At 65.7% G+C, this 24,243-nt stretch carries 25 protein-coding genes and 1 pseudogene; 6 read left to right on the top strand and 20 right to left on the bottom strand.

The window, feature by feature from the left end:
- Positions 1-146: 146 nt before the first annotated feature.
- Entirely contained in the window at positions 147-719 is a 573-nt protein-coding gene (locus AC1DN0_RS20510) for an adenine phosphoribosyltransferase (protein WP_441627035.1), read from the top strand.
- Positions 720-939: 220 nt separating this feature from the next.
- Positions 940-2,625, top strand: a complete 1,686-nt coding sequence (locus AC1DN0_RS20515) for a Na/Pi cotransporter family protein (protein ID WP_441627037.1) — start codon at positions 940-942, stop codon at positions 2,623-2,625.
- A gap of 21 nt (positions 2,626-2,646) precedes the next feature.
- On the opposite strand, the gene AC1DN0_RS20520 is transcribed toward AC1DN0_RS20515, so the two are convergent.
- The 3 genes from AC1DN0_RS20520 to uvrA form a co-directional block, all read right to left on the bottom strand.
- A complete protein-coding gene (locus tag AC1DN0_RS20520) occupies positions 2,647-3,132 on the bottom strand; it encodes an adenosine-specific kinase (protein WP_035868363.1) in 486 nt (161 codons plus the stop codon).
- 106 nt (positions 3,133-3,238) lie between these two features.
- Entirely contained in the window at positions 3,239-3,595 is a 357-nt protein-coding gene (locus AC1DN0_RS20525) for a hypothetical protein (RefSeq protein ID WP_441627039.1), read from the bottom strand.
- A 9-nt stretch (positions 3,596-3,604) separates the two neighbouring features.
- Positions 3,605-6,469: an excinuclease ABC subunit UvrA gene (uvrA, locus tag AC1DN0_RS20530; protein WP_477145955.1), complete on the bottom strand. Its 2,865-nt coding sequence runs from the start codon at positions 6,467-6,469 to the stop codon at positions 3,605-3,607.
- Between the two features lie 466 nt (positions 6,470-6,935).
- Here uvrA and AC1DN0_RS20535 point away from each other — a divergent pair, with 466 nt between their 5' ends.
- Together AC1DN0_RS20535 and AC1DN0_RS20540 are read left to right on the top strand one after the other, a co-directional pair.
- Positions 6,936-8,192 carry an MFS transporter gene (locus AC1DN0_RS20535; protein ID WP_441627043.1) on the top strand — a complete coding sequence of 419 codons (1,257 nt, stop codon included), beginning with the start codon at positions 6,936-6,938 and terminating at the stop codon, positions 8,190-8,192.
- 192 nt (positions 8,193-8,384) lie between these two features.
- Positions 8,385-8,936, top strand: coding sequence for a single-stranded DNA-binding protein (locus AC1DN0_RS20540; protein WP_441627045.1), 552 nt, complete (start codon positions 8,385-8,387; stop codon positions 8,934-8,936).
- Between the two features lie 75 nt (positions 8,937-9,011).
- Here AC1DN0_RS20540 and AC1DN0_RS20545 read toward each other — a convergent pair.
- The 7 genes and pseudogenes from AC1DN0_RS20545 to AC1DN0_RS20575 form a co-directional block, all read right to left on the bottom strand.
- A pseudogene (locus AC1DN0_RS20545) lies at positions 9,012-9,137 on the bottom strand (MFS transporter); the annotation flags it as partial.
- 18 nt (positions 9,138-9,155) lie between these two features.
- Positions 9,156-9,920 carry an arsenical resistance protein ArsH gene (gene arsH, locus AC1DN0_RS20550; RefSeq protein WP_441627047.1) on the bottom strand — a complete coding sequence of 255 codons (765 nt, stop codon included), beginning with the start codon at positions 9,918-9,920 and terminating at the stop codon, positions 9,156-9,158.
- On the bottom strand, positions 9,917-10,339 hold the full coding sequence (arsC, locus tag AC1DN0_RS20555; RefSeq protein WP_441627049.1) for an arsenate reductase (glutaredoxin): 423 nt from the start codon (positions 10,337-10,339) through the stop codon (positions 9,917-9,919). Before arsC ends, arsH begins: the two co-directional genes overlap by 4 nt.
- Before the next feature lie 9 nt (positions 10,340-10,348).
- Positions 10,349-11,413, bottom strand: coding sequence for an ACR3 family arsenite efflux transporter (gene arsB, locus AC1DN0_RS20560; protein ID WP_477102598.1), 1,065 nt, complete (start codon positions 11,411-11,413; stop codon positions 10,349-10,351).
- Positions 11,410-11,922, bottom strand: coding sequence for an arsenate reductase ArsC (locus AC1DN0_RS20565; RefSeq protein WP_441627053.1), 513 nt, complete (start codon positions 11,920-11,922; stop codon positions 11,410-11,412). The genes arsB and AC1DN0_RS20565 overlap by 4 nt, the downstream gene beginning before the upstream one ends.
- Before the next feature lie 69 nt (positions 11,923-11,991).
- A complete protein-coding gene (locus AC1DN0_RS20570; RefSeq protein WP_441627055.1) occupies positions 11,992-12,480 on the bottom strand; it encodes an ArsI/CadI family heavy metal resistance metalloenzyme in 489 nt (162 codons plus the stop codon).
- Positions 12,481-12,482: 2 nt separating this feature from the next.
- Positions 12,483-12,812: an ArsR/SmtB family transcription factor gene (locus AC1DN0_RS20575; protein ID WP_441627057.1), complete on the bottom strand. Its 330-nt coding sequence runs from the start codon at positions 12,810-12,812 to the stop codon at positions 12,483-12,485.
- 245 nt (positions 12,813-13,057) lie between these two features.
- On the opposite strand from AC1DN0_RS20575, the gene AC1DN0_RS20580 reads away from it, so the two are divergent.
- Positions 13,058-13,828, top strand: coding sequence for a sulfite exporter TauE/SafE family protein (locus AC1DN0_RS20580; protein WP_441627059.1), 771 nt, complete (start codon positions 13,058-13,060; stop codon positions 13,826-13,828).
- A 21-nt stretch (positions 13,829-13,849) separates the two neighbouring features.
- On the opposite strand, the gene AC1DN0_RS20585 is transcribed toward AC1DN0_RS20580, so the two are convergent.
- The 9 genes from AC1DN0_RS20585 to AC1DN0_RS20625 form a co-directional block, all read right to left on the bottom strand.
- A complete protein-coding gene (locus AC1DN0_RS20585) occupies positions 13,850-15,475 on the bottom strand; it encodes a thiamine pyrophosphate-binding protein (RefSeq protein ID WP_441627061.1) in 1,626 nt (541 codons plus the stop codon).
- A gap of 8 nt (positions 15,476-15,483) precedes the next feature.
- Entirely contained in the window at positions 15,484-16,470 is a 987-nt protein-coding gene (locus tag AC1DN0_RS20590) for a Bug family tripartite tricarboxylate transporter substrate binding protein (RefSeq protein WP_441627063.1), read from the bottom strand.
- 26 nt (positions 16,471-16,496) lie between these two features.
- Positions 16,497-18,224, bottom strand: a complete 1,728-nt coding sequence (locus AC1DN0_RS20595; protein ID WP_477145956.1) for an L-aspartate oxidase — start codon at positions 18,222-18,224, stop codon at positions 16,497-16,499.
- Complete coding sequence (locus tag AC1DN0_RS20600) at positions 18,221-18,835, bottom strand: fumarate hydratase C-terminal domain-containing protein (RefSeq protein ID WP_428180691.1); 615 nt, start codon at positions 18,833-18,835, stop codon at positions 18,221-18,223. The genes AC1DN0_RS20595 and AC1DN0_RS20600 overlap by 4 nt, the downstream gene beginning before the upstream one ends.
- 2 nt (positions 18,836-18,837) lie before the next feature.
- Positions 18,838-19,713: a fumarate hydratase gene (locus AC1DN0_RS20605; RefSeq protein ID WP_441627067.1), complete on the bottom strand. Its 876-nt coding sequence runs from the start codon at positions 19,711-19,713 to the stop codon at positions 18,838-18,840.
- A 55-nt stretch (positions 19,714-19,768) separates the two neighbouring features.
- Positions 19,769-20,764: a Bug family tripartite tricarboxylate transporter substrate binding protein gene (locus AC1DN0_RS20610; protein WP_441627069.1), complete on the bottom strand. Its 996-nt coding sequence runs from the start codon at positions 20,762-20,764 to the stop codon at positions 19,769-19,771.
- A 64-nt stretch (positions 20,765-20,828) separates the two neighbouring features.
- On the bottom strand, positions 20,829-21,182 hold the full coding sequence (gene sdhC / locus AC1DN0_RS20615; protein WP_156177325.1) for a succinate dehydrogenase, cytochrome b556 subunit: 354 nt from the start codon (positions 21,180-21,182) through the stop codon (positions 20,829-20,831).
- Entirely contained in the window at positions 21,179-21,532 is a 354-nt protein-coding gene (locus AC1DN0_RS20620; RefSeq protein ID WP_441627071.1) for a succinate dehydrogenase, read from the bottom strand. The genes sdhC and AC1DN0_RS20620 overlap by 4 nt, the downstream gene beginning before the upstream one ends.
- On the bottom strand, positions 21,529-22,071 hold the full coding sequence (locus AC1DN0_RS20625; protein WP_477145957.1) for a succinate dehydrogenase/fumarate reductase iron-sulfur subunit: 543 nt from the start codon (positions 22,069-22,071) through the stop codon (positions 21,529-21,531). Before AC1DN0_RS20625 ends, AC1DN0_RS20620 begins: the two co-directional genes overlap by 4 nt.
- A 217-nt stretch (positions 22,072-22,288) precedes the next feature.
- Here AC1DN0_RS20625 and AC1DN0_RS20630 point away from each other — a divergent pair, with 217 nt between their 5' ends.
- Positions 22,289-23,221 (top strand): LysR family transcriptional regulator, encoded by a 933-nt coding sequence (locus AC1DN0_RS20630; RefSeq protein ID WP_441627075.1) that lies wholly within the window; start codon positions 22,289-22,291, stop codon positions 23,219-23,221.
- A 34-nt stretch (positions 23,222-23,255) separates the two neighbouring features.
- On the opposite strand, the gene AC1DN0_RS20635 is transcribed toward AC1DN0_RS20630, so the two are convergent.
- Entirely contained in the window at positions 23,256-24,239 is a 984-nt protein-coding gene (locus AC1DN0_RS20635; RefSeq protein ID WP_441627077.1) for a Bug family tripartite tricarboxylate transporter substrate binding protein, read from the bottom strand.
- Between the last annotated feature and the right edge of the window lie 4 nt (positions 24,240-24,243).

The raw sequence follows: 24,243 nt of genomic DNA on the forward strand, positions 1-24,243 counted from the left end.
CGGCTGTCAGGCCGGGTGCCGCACCGGAATGCCCGTGCGGCCCGCCTGAGCCTTGGGCCCATTGTGTTGCCGTTTGCGGCAGCCCGGGTAGTAACCCATTACCGCATGCAGCCTGCCGCCGCGGCTGGCTGTCCGACCGAGTCCCCATGCCCAATACCACCATCCAGTCGTCCGCCCTTGGCGACGTCACCCACTACCTGCGCGAACGCATCCGTACCGTGCCGGACTGGCCGCAGCCCGGTGTCATGTTCCGCGACATCACGCCGCTGCTGCAGGACCCCAAGTCGCTGCGCGTACTGATCGATGTCTTCGTGCACCGCTATATGGACGCCCGGCTTGACATGGTGGCAGGCATCGACGCACGCGGCTTTATCCTCGGCGCCATCCTGGCCTACGAACTCAACCTTGGCTTCGTGCCCATCCGCAAGAAGGGCAAGCTCCCCTTCCAGACCGTGGCGGAGGAGTACGAGCTCGAATATGGCAGCGCCACGGTCGAAATCCACGCCGATGCCTGCAAGCCCGGTGACCGCGTGCTGCTGGTGGACGACCTGATCGCCACCGGCGGCACCATGATGGCCGGCCGCAAGCTGCTGGAACGCCTGGGCGCCACGGTGGTGGAGGGCGCCGCCATCGTCGACCTGCCCGAGCTGGGAGGCTCGCGCCACCTGCTCGACAGCGGCCTGCCGCTGTTCACGGTTTGCCGCTTCGACGGACACTGACGCCTGCCCAGGGATCATCAGCGCTCCGCCCATCCCAGGCGGGGCGCGGTGTTGCGGCCCTTCCAAGCCATACGTCCATGGCGTTGCCCGCACATGCACGCGGGAGCATAATGCCCCATTGACAACGATACGATGGCCGGGCGGAATCGTGCGATCTGCATTTGCTTATCTGCATTTGCGTCCGCAAGCGATGGAGGCACCGGTCACATTAGGGCGGACCATGGGCGTACTACTTCATTTGCTTTCCGGCGTGGCGCTGCTGGTGTGGGGCACCAACATTGTCAAGGTCGGCATCCTGCGCGTGTATGGCGCCAACTTGCGCCACGTGCTCTCCTCCAGCATTTCCAACCGCTTCACGGCGTTTGCCGCCGGCCTCGGCGTGACCGGGCTGGTCCAGAGCAGCAACGCAACCGCGGTCATCGTCAGTTCCTTCGTGGGCCAGGGCCTGATCGCCGTGGCCCCGGCGCTGGCCATCATGCTGGGCGCCAACGTCGGCACCGCGCTCATGGTGCAGGTGTTTTCGCTGGACCTCTCGTGGCTGTCGCCGCTGCTGATTTTCGTCGGCGTGATCCTGCATTTGTCCTGGAAGGGCAACAAGCCCGGCCACGTGGGCCGCGTACTGATCGGCCTCGGGCTGATCACGCTGGCACTCGAGCTGATTTCCATCGCCACCCGGCCCGTGGTGCAGGCCGCCGGAGTCAAGGTGCTGTTCGGTACGCTCACCGGCGATCCCACGCTGGATATGCTGATCGGCGCCTTCCTCACCATCCTGTGCTATTCCAGCCTGGCAGTAGTGCTGTTCTGCGGGGCGCTGGCCTCGGCCGGGGTGGTGTCGCTGCATGTGGCGATGGCGCTGGTGCTGGGCGCCAACCTGGGCTCCGGCATCTCCGCGCTGCTGACCACCTCCGGCAATAACCAGCCCGGCAAGCGCGTCACCCTGGGGAACCTGCTGTCGCGGCTGCTCGGCTGCGTGATCGCGCTGCCTTTGCTGGGGCAGGCCGAGCACCTGCTGGCGCTGGTCGATGCCGATCCGCAGCGGCTGGTGGTCAATTTCCACCTGCTGTTCAACGTGGCGCTGGCGGTGCTGCTGCTGGGCGCCACCGGTCCGCTGGCACGCCTGTGCGAAAAGGTGCTGCCGGGCCGCAACACCGGCGACAGCCAGGTCACTCCGCGCCACCTTGATCCGGCCGCGCTGCCCACGCCCGCGCTGGCGCTGTCCAATGCCGCGCGCGAAGTGCTGCGCATCGGCGACCGCATCGAGCAGATGCTGGACAATATGCTGCGCGTGCTGCGCACCAACGATGCCAAGCTGGCCACCGCCACCTGCCGCATCGACGACGAGGTGGACGATCTCTATACCGCGATCAAGCTCTACCTGACCCAGATCAGCCTCGAAGCGCTGGACGAGCGCGATGGCCGGCGCTGGACTGAAATCATCTCGCTCACCATCAACCTCGAACACGCCGGGGACATCATCGAACGTATCCTGCAGGACGCGCGCGACAAGAAGATCGCCCATAACCTGGCGTTCTCGGAAGCGGGCATGCAGGAGATCTCGCAGATGCACGCGCGCGTCGTGGCCAACCTGCGCCTGGGGCTGTCGGTGTTCCTCTCCGGTGACCTGAAAAGCGCGCAGCAACTGATGGCCGAGAAGGCCACCTTCCGCGATCTGGAGCGCAAGTTCGCCCGCAGCCATCTGCAGCGCATCGCCGTGCAGACCGCCGAGAGCATCGAGACCAGCTCGCTTCACCTTGATGTGATCAGCGACCTGAAGCGCCTGAATTCGCTCTTCTGCGCCACTGCCTATCCGGTGCTGGAAGAGGCAGGCGTGCTTAACCGCAGCCGCATGAAGGAAGACGACAGCGAACCGCCGACGCGCGCAATGCCGTCCGCGCAGGCGCACTGAAGGGCCCGCATGGAGGATCGGCTACAGTTTGTAGCCGATCTCCCGAAGCAGGTCCCGCCGCCACGCAATGTCGAGCTCGGTTTCCAGCCCGAGCGGCGAAGCGCCATCGACCACGCCAAGCACCGCGCGCCCCTGCGCGGTCTGCGCCACCACCACTTCGGTCGGGTTGGCCGTGGCGCAGTAGATCCTGCATACTTCCGGCACCGCGCGCACCGCGGTCAGCACATTGACGGGATAAAAGCCATCGCCAAGAAACAGCAGGAAGCTGTGGCCGGCGCCGATCGCCATCGCGTTCTCGCAGGCCAGGTCGATCATGGCATCGTCGGTGCCGGACCAGCGCACCAGGCGCTTGCCCGAGGCCTCGCAGAACGCCAGGCCGAACCGGATGCCCGGCACCGCGCCGACGAGCGCCTCGTGGATATCGTCCACGGTCTTGATGAAATGCGACTGTCCAAAGATGAAATTGGTCGCCTCGGGCTTGGTGACCGGCACTACGATGAACTCCATGGCCGTGCTCCTGCGTTGGCCTGCGTCAGTCGTCAGATCGGCTTCGAATGGCCCTTCGCAGTCTATGGTAGGCCGGGCAGGGTCGAATGCAAGGTGCCGCGCGGGACTACTTGCCCGGCGGGGACGTGCCGTTGCGGCGCCGGCTTCGCATGTGCCGGAGCATGATTGCGATAGCCGCGAGCAGGAGCGCGCCGCCTGTCGTCAAGGACACGGTGGCAAACATCCCGCCGCCGGTATTGCTTGCGGCTTGGGCCGCGCTGGCGGGCTCCGCTGGCCGGGCGGCTTGCGTGGAAGGGGCGGATGCCGCTGGCGCGGCTGGCTCTTCGAGCGCGCGCGCCTGCGGCGCGGCCAGGTCGATCGGTGTGACGGTCGCCTGCGCCGCGGCCGGGCTGGCGGCAATGGCGCCGCCGAGCAGCAGCGCGCATTGCCAGGCGCAAAGGATCAGGCGGGAACCCAGGCGCACGGCACCCACTCAGCGGCGCTCGAGCAGCGGCGCCAGGTACTTGCCGGTAAAGCTGGCCTTGCTCGCGGCCACGGCTTCCGGCGTGCCCTTGGCGATCACCTGGCCGCCGCCGGCGCCGCCTTCGGGGCCCATGTCGAGCAGCCAGTCGGCGGTCTTGATCACGTCGAGGTTGTGCTCGATGATCACCACCGTRTTGCCCTGGTCGCGCAGCTTGTGGATGACCTTGAGCAACAGCTCGATATCGTGGAAGTGCAGGCCCGTGGTGGGCTCGTCCAGGATGTAGAGCGTGCGGCCGGTGTCGCGCTTCGACAGTTCCAGCGACAGCTTGACGCGCTGCGCCTCGCCGCCCGACAACGTGGTCGCGGACTGGCCCAGGCGGATGTAGCCGAGGCCGACATCGAGCAGCGTTTTCAGCTTGCGCCGGACCACCGGCACCGCCAGGAAGAACTCGTGCGCCTGCTCCACCGTCATGTCGAGCACTTCGTGGATGTTCTTGCCCTTGTASAGSAYCTCCAGCGTTTCGCGGTTGTAGCGCTTGCCGTGGCAGACRTCGCARGGCACGTACACGTCSGGSAGGAAGTGCATCTCSACCTTGATCASGCCATCGCCCTGGCASGCTTCGCAGCGGCCGCCCTTGACGTTGAACGAGAAGCGGCCCGGATCGTAGCCGCGCTCCTTGGCCGACGGCACGCCGGCGAACAGCTCGCGGATCGGCGTGAACAGGCCGGTGTAGGTGGCGGGGTTTGAGCGCGGGGTACGGCCGATCGGGCTCTGGTCGACGTTGATGACCTTGTCGAAGTGCTCCAGCCCATCGATGCGGTCGTGCGCCGCGGGCTCGGCGGTGGAGCCGTACAGGTGGCGCGCCACCGCGTGGTAGAGCGTGTCGTTGATCAGCGTCGACTTGCCCGAGCCGGAGACGCCGGTCACGCAGGTGAGCAGGCCCACCGGGATATCGGCGCTGACATTGCGCAGGTTGTTGCCGGTGGCATTGATGATGCGCAGCAGCTTTTCCTCATCGGGCGCGGCGCGCTCCTTGGGCACCTCGATGCGGCGCGCGCCGGACATGTACTGGCCGGTGAGCGAGTTGGCCGATTGCTCGATCTGCAGAGGCGTGCCTTCGGCGACGATCATGCCGCCATGCACGCCCGCGCCCGGGCCGATGTCGACCACGTAGTCGCAGGCGCGGATCATGTCTTCATCGTGCTCGACCACCAGCACGGAGTTGCCGATATCGCGCAGGTGCTTGAGGGTGCCGATCAGCCGGTCGTTGTCGCGCTGGTGCAGGCCGATCGATGGTTCGTCCAGCACATACATCACGCCGGTCAGTCCCGAGCCGATCTGCGAAGCCAGCCGGATGCGCTGCGCCTCGCCGCCCGACAGCGTGTCGGCGCTGCGTTCCAGCGACAGGTAATCCAGTCCCACGTTATTGAGGAAGTTCAGGCGCGCGCTGATTTCCTTGACGATCTTGTCGGCAATCTCGCGCTTGGCGCCGTGCATGTCCAGCGTAAGGAAATACGTGAGCGCGTCGCGCAGCGGCCAGCCATTGATCTCGTAGATGGCGCGCGCCTGGTCGTTTTCGCCCAGCTTGACATGGCGCGCCTCGGTGCGCAGGCGGGTGCCATGGCAGGCGGGGCAGGCCTGGTTGTTCTGGTACTTGGCCAGTTCCTCGCGCACCGCGATCGAGTCGGTCTCGCGGTAACGCCGCTCCAGGTTGGGGATGATGCCCTCGAAGGCATGCTCGCGCACCGTGGTGCGGCCGCGCTCGTTCATATAGGTGAACGGGATCTCCACTTCGCCGGAGCCATGCAGCACGACTTCCTGCACCTCGGCCGGCAGGTCCTCGAAGGCCGTATCGAGTTCGAACTCGTAGTAGGCCGCCAGGCTCTGCAGCATCTGGAAGTAGAACTGGTTGCGGCGGTCCCAGCCCTTGATGGCGCCCGAGGCCAGCGACAGGTTGGGGAAGGCCACCACCCGCTTGGGGTCGAAAAAGGTGATCTGGCCCAGGCCGTCGCAGGTCGGGCAGGCGCCCATCGGATTGTTGAACGAGAACAGGCGCGGCTCGAGTTCCTGGAGCGAGTACGAGCAGATCGGGCAGGCGAACTTGGAGCTGAACACGTGCTCCTGGCTGGTATCGATCTCCAGCGCGACGGCGCGGCCGTCGGCCAGGCGCAGGGCGGTCTCGAACGATTCCGCCAGCCGCTGCTTGATGTCGGGGCGCACCTTGACGCGGTCCACCACCACCTCGATGGAGTGTTTCTCGGTCTTCTTCAGCTTGGGCAGCGCGTCCACCTCGTAGACCACGGCCGGCGCCTCATGCGTGGTGCCGCCGCCCGAACGCACGCGAAAGCGCACGAAGCCCTGCGCCTGCATGGTGTCGAACAGGTCGGAATGCTCGCCCTTGYGGTTGGCCACCACCGGCGCAAGGATCATCAGTTTGGTGTCTTCCGGCAGCGCCAGCGCGGCGTCCACCATCTGCGACACGCTTTGCGCCTGCAAGGGCAGATTGTGATCGGGGCAGTAAGGCGTACCGGCGCGGGCGTACAGCAGGCGCAGGTAGTCGTGGATCTCGGTGACCGTTCCCACGGTTGAGCGCGGGTTGTGGCTGGTGGCCTTCTGTTCGATGGCGATCGCCGGCGAAAGCCCTTCGATCAGGTCGACGTCCGGCTTTTCCATCAGTTGCAGGAACTGGCGCGCGTAGGCCGACAGCGACTCCACATAGCGGCGCTGGCCCTCCGCGTACAGGGTGTCGAAAGCGAGGGAGGACTTGCCCGATCCGGACAGCCCGGTAATCACGATCAGCTTGTTGCGCGGCAGATCGAGATTGATGTTCTTCAGGTTGTGGGTACGGGCACCACGGATTCTAATTTCTTCCATATACCGATTGTCTTCGCCAGGCGGGGCCRCCGGTCAGGTCGACAGGCCGGGTCTCACGGAATTTCAAGAAAAAAGCATGCCAGCAGGGCTGCAGCCGGCTTCAGGCCAGCCCCAGGCCGGGCTTTGCCAGCCTGCGCCGGGGCTTGCGGCGTCCGATCCGGACCCTAAAGCGCAGCGGAGCAAACCTGTTAATATACCGAACTTCGGTTTCCGGGGGTTGCATGGGCCATCAGACGTGTCCTGCAATGCCCACATCCGGCATGCTGCTGAGGGTTGTCAGGCAAGGATGCTTCCGTCCTGCCGGGCGCCCGGCGCAACGGTGACAGAAGGGGCCGCAATTTCCGGGGCCGCAACTTCCGCTCCGGCCATGGATCGAAGTTGTCGCCGCCCCGTCAGCATCGGGGTGATGCGGTACGTGCGCGGTGCACGAGCCGGCAATCCGTCAGAGAAACTCCCCACGATCGCAATGTCGTCGATCCATAGCTCCTCCCAAGATGCGGCCAAGGCCGACGATTCCAAGGTTCAGCCCGCCGCCGGGCGCGACCGCATGACCCGTATGGAACTGCGGGCCAGCATTTCGCTGGCCAGCATCTTCGCGCTGCGCATGCTGGGCCTGTTCCTGATCCTGCCCGTCTTCACCGAATACGCCAGCGGCCTGCCCGACGGACACGACGCCCAGCGTGTGGGCCTGGCCATGGGCATCTACGGCCTGATGCAAGCTTTCCTGCACATTCCGCTGGGCTGGCTGTCCGACCGCGTCGGCCGCAAGCCGGTGATGGTGGCGGGCCTGCTGCTGTTCATCGCCGGTGGCCTGGTGGCGGCCGGTTCGGACACGCTCACCGGCATCATCCTCGGCCGTGCGCTGCAGGGCATGGGCGCGATCTCCGCCGCCATTACCGCCTGCATCGCAGATCTCACCCGCGAGCAGCACCGCACCAAGGCCATGGCAATGGTGGGAGGCAGCATCGGCCTGACCTTCGCGCTGTCGCTGGTGATTGCCTCGCCGCTGCTGCACAGCATCGGCATGCCGGGCATCTTCACGCTGATGTCGGTGCTGGGCGTGATCGCGATCCTGGTGACGCTGTTCCTGGTGCCCACGCCGCCGCCGCCGCATCCCGTGCGGCTGCCGTTCCGCGCCGTGCTGCTCAATGCGGACCTGATCCGCCTGAATGTCGGCGTGCTGGCCTTGCACGCGTCCCAGGTGGCCATGTTCATGGTCGTGCCGGCCATGCTCAGCGACGCCGGCATGCCGCTGGATCAGCACTGGAAGGTCTACCTGCCGGTGGTGCTGGTCTCGTTCGTGCTGATGCTCGGGCCAATGATGGCCGCCGAGCGCTACGGCAAGGTGCGCCCGGTGCTGCTCGGCGCGGTTGGATTGATGACCGCGGTGCAGTTGATGTTCGCCGCCGTGCACGGTTTGTGGGGAATCGTAGGTGTGCTGCTGCTGTTCTTCGTGGCATTCAACGTGCTGGAGGCGATGCAGCCCTCGCTGGTGTCGCGCTATGCCGCCGCCGCGCGCGGGGCGGCGCTTGGCGTTTACAACACCACGCAGGCGATGGGCCTGTTCCTGGGCGGTGTGGTCGGTGGCTGGCTGCTCAAGCACGAAGGTCGCGGCGCGGTCTTCCTCGGCTGTGCCGTGGTACTGCTGCTCTGGCTTATAATCGCCTGGAACATGAAGTCGCCGCCGGCCCGGAAGAGCAGTTCCCCGGCCGTCGCCGCCTGAAGTGGGCGGCCAGCGTGGCGGCCGGCCTGAAAGGGCCGGCCGCATCACTTCGTAAAGCTTTTTGCCGCAAATAGGCACTAGCATGACCGCGCGTCCGACTTCTTGGCCGGGGGCGCGTTATTCGTTTACGCATCAGTCAAGGCATTGCCACGCCGCTTGCAGCAGAGGGCGTGGCCCTGGGAGAACATTCACATGGCATCGATCAACAAAGTCATCCTCGTCGGCAACCTGGGCGCGGACCCCGAAACCCGCTACCTGCCCAGCGGCGACGCAGTGAGCAACATCCGCCTGGCGACCACCGACCGCTACAAGGACAAGACCAGTGGCGAAATGAAGGAAGCCACCGAGTGGCACCGCATCGCCTTCTTCGGCAAGCTGGCCGAAATCGCTGGCCAATACCTGCGCAAGGGCTCGCAGGTCTATATCGAAGGCCGCATCCGCACCCGCAAGTGGACCGACCAATCCGGCGCGGAAAAGTACAGCACCGAGATCGTCGCCGAGCAGATGCAGATGCTGGGCTCGCGCCAGGGCATGGGCGGCGGTGACCGCGGTGGTGACGACATGGGCGGCGGCGGTTACGGCGGTGGCCGTGAATCGTCGGGCGGTGGCGGTGGCGGCTACGGTGGTGGTGCACGCAGCGGTGGTGGCCAGGCGGCCGGTGGCCAGCAGGGTGGCGCTGCGCGCCGTCAGCAGCAGGCGCCGTCGAACGGGTTTGAGGATATGGACGACGATATTCCGTTTTAACCTTGCGTAATCAGAACCTGTAAAGATCAACCCCGCCTACAAGCGGGGTTTTTTCTTTTGGATCCGTATCTTCTGGGGCGGTGATACGCCGAGATCCCGGGCCATGGGCGTGGCCAGCATGGCTGGCAGATGGTAGGTTGAACCCCATGCCAGTGTCTGGGCAATGCCCAGCCTGGCGACCACACTACTTGTTGGCTCCATGGCCATCCCGTTCGTTGATTACTCGACTTCGCCGCTATCGGTATCGCTGACCTGAGCGTCCTTCTCATGACTCATTGCTGCCGCCGCGAGCGTGGCGGCAATAGCCGGCGCTGCTTCCTTGCGCTCGCTGTACCGGTCCGTCAGGTAGTCGCTGCGATCGCGAACCAGCAGCGTGAACTTGTAGAGTTCCTCCATGACATCGACCAGGCGGTCGTAGTAGGAGGAGGGTTTCATGCGGCCGTTGGCGTCGAATTCCTGGTACGCCTTGGCGACAGATGACTGGTTCGGGATCGTCACCATTCGCATCCAGCGCCCCAGCACGCGTAGCGCGTTGACGGCGTTGAACGACTGCGAGCCGCCGCAGACCTGCATCACCGCCAGCGTACGCCCCTGTGTGGGCCGAATCCCGCCCATCTCCAGCGGCAGCCAGTCAATCTGGTTCTTGAAGACGGCAGTCAGCGTGCCGTGGCGTTCGGGACTGCACCACACCTGACCCTCCGACCACTCCGAGAGCTTGCGCAGTTCGACCACCTTCGGATGGTCCGCCGGCACGCTGTCGGCCATGGGCAGGCCATGTGGGTTGAACACGCGGGTCTCCGCGCCAAAATGCTGCAGAATCCGTTCGGCTTCCTGCACGAGCAGGCGGCTGTACGACGTCTCGCGCAGCGAACCGTATAGCAGCAGGATCCGGGGCGGATGGGTGCTGATGCGTGCGGGCTCCAGCTTGTGCAGGTCAGGCGTGCCGAGTACAGCGGACACGATGTTGGGCAAGTTCGTGCTCATTGGACCTTCCGTCCTTGTGCATCGATCACGACCTCACCGTCCTCCTTGGAGAACGCGCCTTGCTGAGGCGAGGACAAGATGTCGATCACGACTTCCGACGGCCGGCACAGCCGCACGCCAAGCTTCGTGACGACGAAGGGCCGGTTAATCAGGATAGGATGGGTCAGCATGGCATCGAGCAACTGGTCATCGGTCAGCGCCGGATCGGAGAGACCCAGTTCGGCGTAGGGCGTGCCCTTCTCGCGGATAGCTTCGCGCACGGTAAGGCCAGCATCGCGGATCATCGCCTGCAACGTCTGCCGGTCCGGTGGCGTGTTCAGGTATTCGATGACGATCGGCTCGATGCCAGCATTGCGGATCATGGCCAGAGTGTTGCGCGACGTGCCGCACGCAGGGTTGTGATAGATGGTGACGGACATGTTGGTTCCTCAATGCGATTCGTACCAGCGCTGCGAGCGGTTGACCACGCCCACAACGAAGAGCATCACCGGCACTTCGATCAGCACGCCCACGACGGTGGCGAGCGCCGCGCCGGATTGAAAGCCGAAGATGCCGATGGCGGTAGCCACGGCCAGTTCGAAGAAGTTGCTTGCGCCGATCAGTGCCGATGGGCCAGCCACGCAGTGGGCTACGCCGAGCTTGCGGTTCAGCAGGTAGGCCAGGCCGGAGTTCAGCAGTACCTGGATCAGGATTGGCACGGCCAGCAAGAGAATGATCAAGGGCTGTTCGACGATTGCATTGCCCTGGAAGCCGAAGAGCAGCACGAGCGTGGCGAGCAGTGCTGTGATCGAATAGGGGCCCAATGCGTTGACAACGCGCTTGTATGTGGCTTCGCCGCGGGCCAGCAGCGCCTTGCGGATGACCTGCGCGATCAGCACCGGAATGACGATGTAGAGCCCGACCGAGGCGATGAGCGTATCCCACGGGACGGTGATCGAAGAAAGGCCCAGCAGCAGGCCGACGACAGGCGCGAAGGCCACGACCATGATCGCGTCGTTGAGCGCCACCTGCGACAGCGTGAAATACGGATCGCCCTTGCAGAGCTGCGACCAGACGAAAACCATCGCGGTACAAGGCGCCGCGGCCAGCAGAATCAGGCCGGCTATGTAGCTGTCGAGCTGGTCGGCCGGCAGCCATGCCGCGAAAAGGTGGCGAACGAAGATCCACCCCAGCAATGCCATCGAGAATGGCTTCACGAGCCAGTTCACGAAGAGCGTCACGCCGATACCGCGCCAGTGGCCCGCGACCTGGCCCATCGCGCCGAAGTCGATCTTGATCAGCATGGGAACRATCATGATCCAGATCAGCGCGCCCACCGGCAGGTTCACCTGCGCCACTTGCATGGCGCCGATCGCATGGAACACCGCTGGCAACCATTGGCCGAGCAGGATGCCGGCGACGATACAGAGCGCAACCCAGACGGTCAGGTAGCGCTCAAAGAAGCCGATGGCACTGGGTTGCCTTGCCCCGGCCGTCCGTTGTGCCGTGCTCATTCCCCTGACTCCACGAGTTGTTCGCCGATGGCGCGCATGCCCCTCTGGATGGCGTTGCGGTCCAGCACGTGCAATGGCAGGTTCACGAACTGGCGCACGCGATTCAGGATCTGGCGGAACACCTGGTCGAACACCTTGCGCTTCTCTTCGTCGGAGCCCTGAATGGCTGCGGGATCCAGGAAGCCCCAATGCGCCGTGATGGGCGTGCCAGGCCAGACCGGGCAGACCTCGCCGGCGGCCTGGTCGCAGACGGTAATGACGAAGTCCATCTTGGGCGCACCGGGTACGGCAAACTCGTCCCAGCTCTTGCTGCGCAGGCCCGAAATGTCGTAGCCGATCGACAGGCAACGCTCGATGGCAAAGGGATTCACCGTGCCCGACGGATGGCTGCCTGCGCTGTAGGCGTGGAAGCGGCCTTTGCCGAGCACATTGAACAGTGCTTCGGCCATGACGCTGCGGGCGGAGTTGCCGGTGCATAGCACCAGGACATTGAAGATCTTGTCGGACATAGTGGTCGTCGGGGCGAGCAGGGGCCTCCTCGTCCGAGGATCGGTAGCGGAGGCGTTGTTAGCGAAAGCTCAGCAGCAGCCGGATTCCGGCGCGCAGCGGGCGGTCTTTGCAGGTTGCTTCGGAGCGGTGTTCAATTGGGTCGGCGCGCAACAGGCGGCGGCTTCAGCGCTGCGATTGCGCGATTCGCCATACGTCGGCGCACTACCGAGCGTGTGGAAGGACTCCCACGCAATGCCTTGCGGGTCGACAGACCAATGCTTGTCCGAGGTCGCGTAGCAGCAGTTCGTCGCGGCCTGCGATTGCATTGGCAGGTCGGCATTGGCCAGCCGCGTCTGCATCTCCGCGAGTTCCGCGTCCGTCTCCACCTGGATACCCAGGTGGTCAATGCCGAGCATCCCGGTGCGATTGGAGATGGCGAAGTTCACGCGAGGGTCTTCCAGCGCCCACTTCGCATAGTCGTCCCTGACGATGGTCGGTTCCGCGTCGAACAGCGCGGTGTAGTAGCGGATGCTTGCGGGCAGATCGGCCACGCTGACGTGGACGTGAAAGCGCTTCATGGTCAGGACTCCGTGGCAACGGAACAGGAAGGTACCGGCGAACACGGCGTGCCGCCGCAGCAGTTCTCGGTGAGGTAGCCAAGCAAGGCATTCATGGTCTCGAACTGAGCCATGTAGATGATCGACCGGCCTTCCTGACGGCTTGCCAGCAGGCCGGCCCGGTGCAATTCCTTGAGGTGGAACGACAGCGACGAGGCTGGCATCTCCATCAATTCAGCAATGCGGCCCGCCGGCAGGCCTTCAGGCCCCGCCTGCACGAGCAGGCGGAACACGGCCAGACGGATGGCGTGAGCAAGTGCGGCGAGCGCTTCGAGCGCGTTATTGGTTTCCATGATTCGACTATAGTCGAATCATGGAATTGGTGCAATCGCCAGTTAGTGACACGGAAAGATCGTAGACATTGCCTAGGTGATTCGGACGCATCGGCCGAGGGAAAACCCAAGTGCAACCTTGCGGCCACAGGCATCTCATGACTGCCGTCTGATTCCATAAATCATATATATGAGTTAGTTGACTAGAAGCGACGTTGCCTACTATGATGGGACCGCCCAGCATCGCTCAAGCCCCCCCTCACATTTTGCTGATCGAATCCGTCCTTTCGCAGACGCAACTCACGCCCCTCGAACTCGCCTGCCTGGCGCCCATCGTGCTGTGGGCCTATACGATCTTCGGGCTGACGGGGTTCGGCTCTTCCATCATGGCGATGCCGCTGCTCACGCAGATCGTCCCGCTGCGCACCGCGGTGCCGATGATCCTGTTCTTCGATCTTGTCGCGGGAACCCTGCTGGGCGTGCGCAGCCGCAGCCATGTGCATGTGGGTGAGTTGCGGCGGCTGCTGCCGAGCGTCGTGATTGGCATGGTTGCAGGCCTGGCGCTGCTGATGTTCGCGCCGGAGCGTCCGCTGCTGCTGTTGCTCGGCTTGTTCGTGTTGCTGTATTCCGCGTGGAACCTGCTGTTCAAACGCGGCTTCAGCGAGCTGGATACGCGGCTGTCGGTGCCGTTCGGCGTAGTGGGCGGCATGCTGACCGCGATGTTCGGCACTGGCGGCCCGCTCTACACGATCTACCTGGCAGGGCGCTTGCGAGACGCCGCGCAGTTGCGGGCCACCACCAGCACGCTGATCGTGCTGACGGCGTTCGGGCGGTTGATACTGTTTGCGCTAGCGGGGCTGTACGCCAATGCCGCCATCTTCACGCTGGCGGCGCTGCTGATGCCGTGCGCCATTGCCGGCTACTTCGCGGGCGGCTGGCTGCACCGGCGCATCGCGCCGGCGAAAGTGATCCGCGTGGTATGGACGATCCTGATCGCTGCGGGGCTCGGCCTGGTTTATCGCAGCGCGCTGGGATAGGGCACCGGCGCGCTGCGTCTCTCACTTGCGTGCCACCACCGGCGCGGGCACGCCTTCCATCTGCACATTGACGCAGGCCGGCAGGCCCGACGCGATGGCGCGCTGCACCGCTGGCAACAGCTGCTCCGGCGTTTGCACGAATTCACCATATCCGCCAAACGCCGCGCAGACCTGATCGTATCGCGAGGGAAGCAGTTCGCATCCCACCAGCCTGTCCTTGCCGTAGCTGTTGAGCTGGATTTGGTACTCCGCATTCCAGCGCGCGTCATTGCCAACCACGGCGACGAAGGGCAGCCCGTAGCGTACCGCCGTGTCGAACTCGGCGATATGAAAGCCCGTGGTGCCGTCTCCCATCATGGCGATGACCGGCGCGTCCGGCTTGGCCAGCCGCGCCGCCAGCGCCATCGGCAGGGCGCTGCCGATGGCGCCCGCCGGACCGTTGATGACGCGGTGCGGCGCTTGCAGGCAGGCTTGCGCCCATTGCCCGAATTCGCCGCCGTCGGAGACCAGCACCGCCTCCGGATGGCTGTCCAGGATCGGCTGCAGGGGACTGCACACCTGGACCGGGTGCAGCGCGTGCGTCGACGACGCGGTCTTCCATGATTCGGGACGATGGCGGATTGCAGCCTTCACGTCCTCCAGCCATGCATGATGCTGCTCCCGCCCGGCCGCGCAGGCGATCAGTTGCGCGAAGGCGCTGCCGATATCCGCGCGCCGTGCGAGCAGCAAGCGGGCACCGGCCGCACGGCGGCTTCGCTCCAACTCGGCATCGTCCGCATCGATCTGCAGGAAGTTGCAGCCGGCCGCGAAGGCGGGAGACTGGCCGAACTTCAGCGTGAAGTCGAGGCGCTTGCCCAGCAGCAATATGCAGTCGGCCTGCGCCAGCATCTGCGCGAAGGCGCCGAGGCTCGGATCGTTGTTGCCACGGGGGCTTTCCATGCCGACGACGGGAATGCCGGTGCGCGCTTCCAGTTCCGCCATGCGGCTGCGCCCGCGAGCCGTGAGCCACGCGGGACCGGCGAGGATCAACGGGCGCTTTGCCGCCGCCAGTGAAGCCAGTACGTCGGAGGTCGTCTGCGCATCGAGCGCGGGCGCTTCCTGCGGCGTGGCGATCGAGGCCGGCACGCCGGCATGCGTCACGGCATTTTCCAACGCATCGGTGGGCAGGCTGAGGTGCACCGGGCCGGGCCGTCCGGATGCCGCGATGCGCATGGCCAGCGCGATATCGGCAGCAACGGTGTCCGGGCTGGCGCAGGCCCACGACGCCTTGGTGACGGGTGCGGCCATCTCGACTTGCTGCATTTCCTGAAAGGCGCCAAAACCGCGCTGGCTGTTCGGCGCATGGCCAGACAGCAGGACCAGCGGCGACTCCGACATCTGCGCGGTATAGAGCGCGGATACCGCGTTGGCGTGGCCGGGTCCGCCGGTGACCATTGCCACGCCGACTTCGCCCGTGATGCGCGACCACGCATCGGCCATGTGCACGGTGGCGGCTTCATGGCGCGCGTGGATCAACGCGATTTCCGCGTCGAGGCAGGCGTCGAACACCGGCATGATGTGATTGCCCGACAGGGTGAATATGCGCCTGGCACCGGCCTTGGCCAGCGTGCTGGCCAGCGCATCGGCGCCGCGATGGGACTTCGCCATGGGAATTCCTATTTGAGCTGAATGTTGAGGGACTTGCCCAATTGTTCGTACATTGCCACCTGGGCTTCGACAAACCTGTGCGTCTCGGACGGCGACAGGATCATGGGGATCGAGGCAATGGTGAGGACCCCGGTTTTCCATTGCGGATCGCTCGCGACTTTCGGTAGCACCGCAGCCCATTTTTCGACCAGGGCGGGGTCCATGCCCGGCGGGCCGTACAGCGCGCTCCAACCATTGAGCGCTTCCAGCCGGGGATGGCCGGTCTCGCTCGCGGTCGGTACGTCGGGCAGCTCCGGCAGGCGCTGCGGCGAGGTGGTCACCAGCGCGCGCAGTTTTCCGCCCTTGATATTTCCGATCAATGCGGTCAGGTTGTTGCAGGTGAAATCGACTTCGCCGGAGAGTACCGCCGCGGTAGCCTCGCCGCCRCCCTTGTAGGCAACCTGCACCACCGCCTGTTTGTCGAGCCGCGCCGATTGCAGCAAGGCCTGGGTTGTCAGGTTCAGCACCGTGCCAGGGCCGGAGGTGCTGTAGTTCAGCTTGCCGGGCTGGCTGCGGATGACGGCGATCAGGTCGTCCAGCGTCTTGTAGGCGGCTGCCGTCCTGACCACGCAGACCACCGGGTTCAGTTCCAGCAGCCCGAGCAGCGTGAAGTCATTCCACTTGTAGCCCAGGTCGGGCTGCAGCGCCGGCAGGATCGCCTGCGCACCGACGCGGCCGAGCAGCAGCGTCTGTCCGTTCGGCTTCGCGTCGCGCACGAACTGCGAGCCGATGGCGCCGCCGGCGCCGGCCTTGTTGACGACCACCAGGGTTTCGCCGGTCACGTTCCTTACCCCGGCGGAGAGGTTGCGCGCCGAGAGGTCCGCATCTCCGCCCGCGCTGTAAGGCACCACAACGGTAATCGGCCGCGCAGGGGCGCTTTCGGCCGATGCAAGACCGCCAACGCAGAGCAGCATGGCGGCGAGCGCCGCCGCGCGCAGTGTCTTCTTCTTGTTCATTGAGTCTCCTCCACCTAGGCACTACATCAGGCCGCCTCCTCCAGGATCGTCTGCCCCGGAGCGACGCGGGTAAATTGCACGGGAGAGCGGGTCAGCTGCAGCATGCCGTCGCGCTGGCGCACCACGGTGAAGCTGGACCCGGGCAGGTCCCCGGTCGCAGGGAAATCCTCGCGAAAATGCGCGCCGCGCGAATCCTCGCGGGACAGAGCGGCTTCCACGATGACCTGGCTTACGCCGATCAGGCTGCCGAGGTTCATCCAGTCGTGCCACGTGACGTTGAACGCGCGATGGCCGCCGGCGACGCCGGTTGCCTTCAGCGCCTGTTCCAGTTCCGCTAGGCGTTGACGAGCCCGCAGCAAGCCGTCGCGCGTGCGCATGATGCCGACGTGGTCCCACATGCAGTCGAACAGCGCCTCGCGGATCGGTTCCAGGCTGCCGGCGGGCTTGCCGAATGGCGCTTCCATGGCGGCGATGGCGGCTGCGATCGCGGCTTCGTCGGGCGCGCGCAGCGTGTTGTTGCGCCGCGTCCAGGCGGCCATGGTGTCGCCGGCGATGCCGCCGAACACGGTCGAGTTGGCGACGCCGTTGCCACCCAGGCGGTTCGCGCCATGCACGCCGCCCGTGTCTTCGCCGGCGGCAAACAGGCCGTGCAGCTCGGTGCTGCAGTCGGGGCGGAACTGCACGCCGCCCATCATGTAGTGCGCGGTTGGCACCACCTCGACGAGATCGCCGGCAAGGTCGAAGCCGCAGTCCCCGCAGCGCTCGACCATGCCCTTGAACTGCTTGCGCACCTTGTCGGGACCGAGATGGCTCATCTGGATATACGCGCCGCCATTGGGCGAAGTCCGTCCCGCGCGCATCTCCGCATAGATCCCGCGCGACACGATGTCGCGCGTGGCGCGTTCGCCGCGCGGATCGTAGTTGTGCATGAAGCGCTCTTTGTCGCCGTTGAGCAGGTAGCCGCCGGCGCCGCGCAGGCCTTCTTCCAGCAYGGTGCCCGTCATGCGCGTGTCCTTGCCCGCCAGCAGCCCGGTGGGGTGGAACTGCACCATCTCCATGTCGCGCAGGGGCAGGCCGGCGCGCAGCGCCATCGCCAGGCCGTCGCAGCTCTTGTCTCCCGAGGGCGTGTGGAACTTGTACATGGTCGGCCCGCCGCCCGTGGCCAGCAACACGGCCTTGGCCTGCACGAACACGAATTCGCCGTTGCGCATATCGATCATCAGCACGCCGGACAACGACTTGCCGTCCGGCGTCTTGATCAGCTCGACGGCACGGTGTTCTTCCAGCCGGTTGATGCCGCGGCTCCAGACCTGCTCGGCCAGCCGGTTGATGATCTCGATGCCGGTCAGGTCGCCCTTGTGCACGGTGCGGTCGAAGGTCTGCCCGGCGAAGGCCTTCTGGTGGACCGTGCCATCGGGGTTGCGGTCGAAGAAGCAGCCCAGCTCGTTCTCTAGTTCGTGGATGCGTTCGACCGCCTTGGTGACCAGCGTCCACGCCAGGTCCTGGTCTGACAGCCACTTGCTGCCTTCCACGGTGTCCATGAAATGGCGCTCGACCGAATCGCCCTGCGCCAGCGCCACGTTGTAGCCGCCCTGGACCATGCGGGTGCAGCCGCATTTGCCCAGCAGGCCTTTCACGGCCACGGTGATCGACAACTCCGGCGCTTGCTGGTGCGCGTGCAGCGCGGCGAACAGCCCGGCGCCGCCGGAGCCGAGGATCAGCACGTCGGTCTGCAGTCGCTTGATGGTCTTCATGGTTTTGCCACTCCCAGGCTGGCCAGCACGGCAGCGCGCTGGTCTGCGGTGTTTTGTTTGACGGCGGTGTAGAGACTGTTGCCGTGGCTGTCCATGGCCACCAGCAGCGGGCCGAAATCGCGGATGCGGAAGCGCCACAGTGATTCGGGGTTGAGGTCGTCGAGATCCACGTCCTCGATCTGTTCGATCCAGGTGGTTTCCAGCGCCGCCGTGCCGCCGATGATCGCCAGGTAGACGCCGCCCAGTTCCTGGAACGCCGCCTGCGAGCCTTCGCGCATGCCGCCCTTGCCGACGATCATGCGTACGCCGTTCTGCGTCATCAGCGGGCGGGTGAAGCGCTCCATGCGGTCGGAGGTGGTGGTGCCGATGCAGATCGGCTGGTAGCCGGCGGGATGCTCCGCGCTGGCCGGCACTTTGCGCACATTGGGCGCGGTATGGATGACCGCATGGCCGCCGAGATCGAAACGCGTTGCGCGGCCGCGGTCGAACATATGGATCTGCGTGGCGTCGCGGATGCCGAACAGGGTTTGCTGCAAGGTCACGGTGTCGTTGACGCGCAGCTGACGGATCTGTGCCTCCGTCACGGGCGTGGAGAGTTCGTAGTGCGCCATGGTCAGAATCCGTAGCTGATGCCGTCAGCGGTGAAGGTGGCGCATGCGCGCCGCGCGGAATGGCACTGCATGTTGACGGCAATGGGGTTCATCGTGATATGCGTCGAGGCAAGCTCGATATGCACTGCGAAGGCGGTCGCGTCGCCGCCCAGGCCTTGCGGGCCGACACCGAGCTGGTTCACGGCCCGCGACAGTTCCGCTTCCAGCGCCGCGCCGTCGGGATCGGCGCATTGCGTGCCGAGCGCGCGCGTGGCTGCCCGCTTGGCCAGCGCCACGCACAGGTCCGAGGTCCCGCCGAGGCCCACGCCGACGATGGTCGGCGGGCAGGTCTTGCCGCCCGCGGCGATCACGCTGTCGATGACGAAGGTCTTGATGGCATCCATGCCCTCGGCGGGAATCGCCATCTTGAGGAAGGAGTTGTTCTCCGAGCCGCTGCCCTTGGGCACCATCTCCAGCGTCATGCGCCCCGGCGTGTCGTCGAAGTCGATATGGATCACCGGCACCTCGATGCCGCAGGAAGTGTGGTTGTTCTTGCGGGTCAGCGGATGCACCACGGAAGAACGCAGCGGGTGCTCGCGCGTGGCGCGCTCGCAGCCGCGCCGGATGGCCTGCTTGAAGGCATGTCCGTCGACGGCGACGCCGGTGCCGATCGTCATGTTGTAGATCGGCACGCCGGTGTCCTGGCACAGCAGGTTGTCGGTGTCCTCCGCGATGCGGATGTTCTTGCTCATGGTGGCCAGCACGCTGCGCGCCGTGGCGGAGGTTTCGTGTTCCTGCAGCTGCGCGATGCCGTCCTTGACGTCGGGCGGCAGTATCTTCAGCGCGCGGATATACAGTTCCCTGGCCGCGTCTTCCAGGAGGGTGAGATCTATCTTCATGCTTGTCCTCGATGCTCGGCCCCGGCCTGGATGGGCCGGGGCGCTCAGTTGGCGCTCAGTTGGCCGTCAGGTTGCGGTTCTTGACGATCTTTTCCCATCGCTGCGATTCCGTGGCGATGGCTGTGCTCAGTTGCTGGGGCGTGTTGCCGACCGGCTTCATGCCCTGCGCGAGCAAACGCGCCTGGGTGTCCGGATCCGCCAGCACCTTGACCGTGTCCTGCTGCACCTTGCTGACGATCTCGGGTGGCGTGCCCGCCGGCATCACGAAGCCGAACCAGCCCGTCACGTTCTCCATGCCCGTGAGGCCGGCTTCCGCCACGGTCGGCACGTCGGGCAGCATGGGCGAGCGCTCGTTGCCGGTGACAGCGAGCGCGCGCAGCTTGCCGCCCTTCACGAACTGCGAGGCTGCGGCGATATTGCCGACCATCAGCTGGAGTTGCCCCGCCATCAGGTCGTTGTAGGCAAGCGATTCGCCCTTGTAGGGCACATGCGTGATGTTGATCCCGGCAGCGTCGGCGAAGGCCTCGCCCGCCATGTGCACCTGGCTGCCGGTGCCGGCGGAGCCGAAGTTGAGCTTGCCCGGCTGGGACTTCGCCAGGCTGATCAGTTCCTTCAGGTTCCTGGCCGGCACACCGGGATTGACGACGACCAGCATCGGGCCGCTGGCCACGTTGGTGATGAAGGTGAAGTCCTTGGCGCTGTAGGGCAGCCGCTGGTAGATAAACGGGTTGACCGTGAACATGCTGCCCGAGGCCAGCATCATCGTATAGCCGTCGGCCGCTGCCTTGGCCGTGACCTGCGCGCCGACGGCACCGCCCGCGCCCAGGCGGTTCTCGACCACCACGGTCTGCTTCCACATCTCGCTCAGCTTCTGGCCGATCACGCGGCCGAGCACATCGGTGCTGCCGCCCGCGGCGAACGGCACGACCATAGTGACCGGGCGGGTCGGCCATGCATCCGCCCGCGCATTGCCGGCTGCAACCACTGCGGCGGCGCCGAGGCAGAGCGCAAGGCAGCGCCGGCGGATCGTGGACTTCGGGGAAAGCGTCATGGTGGTCTCCTTTGGGGTTGTGGGCATGGCGACGCTTCAGCCGGCGGCGCTCATGGTTGTTGGCCTACGAAAACAGCGAGAGCATGAATGCCAGGCCCGCGCAAAGGCCCGCACCGAGACTGAACGCGACCCAGTCCTTGCGCAGGCCCGTCCACGGCCGGAACTCGATCAGCAAGAGCCGCACGCCGCCCATCATGTGCAGCGAGAGCAGGATCACCAGCCCCCACTCACCGGTCTTGAACAGCGGGTTGTCGGTGAGTTTCAGGAAGCCGTCGAGCGCCGCTTCGCCCTGGATGGCATGGCCCAGCGCCCAGAAATGCACCGGCAGGAACAGCGCCAGCGCGAGGCCGGAAAGTCGGTGGATCAGGAAGGCCCAGTAGGCGGCATGGTTGCGGGCGCGCATGTCGTTTCTCTTCATGGCATCACCACCGCGTAGACGGCGCGCAGCCCAGCCAGGCCCAGCACTGCGGCAAACAGCCATGCAGCCGTCACCACGCCGCGCGAACGCCATGCCAGCCATTCCTGGGCGATCCGCATCAGGCCGATCGGCACGTGCACGGTGCAGGCGAGCACGAAGCAGGCGTAGAAGGCGCCGAAGGCCCAGTTGCCACGCGTGCGCGCCAGCACTTCCGCGCCGGAGAGCCCGCCGCGCACGGCGACCATGATGACGATGAGGTGTCCCACCACGCACAGCGCCAGCACCATGGCGCTCAGGCGCTGCCAGTACCAGAGCCTGGCCTGGGTACCGACCGAAATCGCTTTGTTCATAGCTCCCCCTTGATGGCGGCCTTGGCGACAATGCGCTTGAGTCCGGCGATGCCCGCCGTCGGCGCCAGCTGCTTGGGGCAACGCTCGGTGCAGGAGCCCTGCGTATGGCAGCTGTGGCATCCGGCGTCGCCGGCAACGGCGCGCAGGCGTTCGGTGCCCACCACGTCGCGCACATCGTTGACCAGCGTCCACGCGCGGTTCATCGCGGCGGGGCCGAGGTAATCGGGGCGCCAGCCGACCACATCGCAAGAGGCGTAGCAGACGCCGCAGCCGATGCACTCGATGCCGGCATCGGCGGCCTTGCGCGCGGGGGAGGCGGGCTCGACGCTGGCGAATGCGTCGTGGCGCGTGGTGGCACCCTTGAACTGTCCTTTGGCCGCTGCCCACTTGTCGAAGAAGGCCGTCATGTCGGTGGCGAGGTCCTTGATGACAGGCAGGTTCGACAGCGGGGCAATTTCCAGCGAGTCGCCCTGCACGACCTTGGCGACGTGCGTGCGGCAGCTCCAGCGCGCCTTGCCGTTGACGGTCGCCGTCTTCATTGCCGCGCCATACACGAACGTTGAGAGTAGTCATGGGGTCGATTGGGGGAGGGTTTCGGTGCGCCGCCGAGTTGTCTGAGGCGCTTGTCGATGCGGGCTGTCCGCTCGTATTGTTCCGGATTGCATGGCGAGCAAAAAGCTAGTAATTCTCTTGTCCAGATAAAGGAATTCTTTCTCTGCACCGCCGCTTTCCCCGCACCGCCATCCCGGAGCCGCAATGTCTTCCATCCGCACCCTCAAGACCTTCCTGGCCGTGGCCCGGTGCGGGACGTTCGCGGCGGCGGGCAAGCAGATCGGCCTGACGCCCGCCGCGGTCGGATTACAGATCCGTGCGCTGGAGGAAGACCTGAACTGCCAGCTGTTCGACCGCAATGCGCGCGCGGCGATTCTCAATCCCGCCGGCCGCGCGCTGGTGCCGGAACTCGAGGCGCTGGTGCAGCGATATGAATCGCTGGCTTCCGGACAAGAGGATGGCCTCTCCGGAACGGTGGCGATCGGTGCTCTGGTGTCGGTGCTGATGGGCGCGTTCGCCGATGCCTTGTGGGCGATCAAGCAGGAGCATCCGCGCCTGGACGTGCGGCTCTTCGCCGGCCTCTCGGCCGATTTCGCGCTCAAGGTGGAACACGGCGAACTGGATGCCGCGGTGGTCACGCGCTCGCCGCGCCCGCTGCCGCGCAACCTGGTGTGGACCGAGCTATATACCGAGCCGATGGTGCTGATCGTGCCGCGCCATCCGCACTTCTTCCTGCCCGACGATGGCCGCGAGATGCTGGCCGAAGCGCCGTTCATCCGCTTCGAGCCGGGCACCTGGACCGGCAACCTGGTGCAGGAGGTGCTGGACCAGTGCGGCGTGACCGTGAACGAGAGCATGCAGCTGAATTCGAACGAGGCGATCATCGAACTGGTGCGGCAGGGGTTCGGCATATCGATCGTGCCGCGACTGGCCAACGTCACCTGGGAGGGCGACAGCCTGTTGCGCCTGGTACCGCTCGACGGCGTCGACGTGCGGCGCCGCGTCGGTCTGCTCGAACGCTCGACGCATGCGCGCCTGGCATTTACGGATGTCATCAAGGGATACTTCCGGCAAAGCGGTGCGATTCGCGGCGGCAGGCAGCCGGAGGCCGCACGCGATCAGCGTGCAGCCCCTTGACGACCGAGGGGCCAAGGCGGCAGCGCCGCCTCTCTCAGTCGGCGTGGATGTCCTGTTCCTTGATCAGCTTGGCCCAGCGCGCCACTTCGCCATTGAAGTAGGTGGCGAACGCGGCGCTTGCCATCGGTGCCGGCGTGAAGCCGCCGGCGATGATGCGCTCGCGCACGCTCTTCACCTCCAGCATGCTGGTCACCGAGCTGCCGACTTTGTCGATCACGGCCTGCGGCGTGCCGGCGGGCATCATCAGGCCGGTCCAGTTCTCCACGATGAGATCGGGGAAACCGGCCTCGGCCACCGTCGGCACATCCGGCATCAGCGGATGGCGCTCGCGCGTCGTCACCGCCAGGGCGCGCAGCTTGCCGCCTTTGACGTTTTGCAGCGATTCCGGAAAGTTGGAAAACACCACGTCGATCTGGCCGCCGATCAGGTCGGTCATGGACGGCGTGCCGCCCTTGTAGGGCACGTGGGTGATGGTGGTCTTGGTGATCCGCTCGAACAGTGCAAGCGCCAGGTGCGGCGGCGTGCCGTTGCCGCTGGAACCAGCGCTCAGGCGCCCCTTGCGCGCCGCTTCAGCCAGATCCTTCAGCGACTTGATCGGCGAGCTGGCCGGCACTACCACCATCATCGGCGACGAGGCGATGCGCGCCACCGGCACCAGGTCCTTCTGCATATTGAATGGCAGGCGGGGAAACAGCGTCACGTTGGACGAATGCGCCAGCGTCACCGCCAGCCAGGTGTAGCCGTCCGCGCTGGCGCGGGCCACCTGCTCCGCGCCGATATTCGCATTGCCGCCGGGCTTGTTCTCCACCACTACCGGCTGCTTCCATTCCCCGGCCAGGTACTGGCCAACCTGCCGTGCCGAGATATCGGTGAGACCTCCGGCGGCAAACGGAACGACATAGCGGACCGGCTTGGCCGGGAAGGCTGCAGGTGTGCTGCTGGCTGCGGCCGGTCCGGCGAGCAGCGTGAGCAACAGCAGCGACGGGCCGGCGATGCGCCGGAGGAAGGTGCAGTGCATGGTG

The organism is Cupriavidus sp. 05N39 (assembly GCF_056397325.1).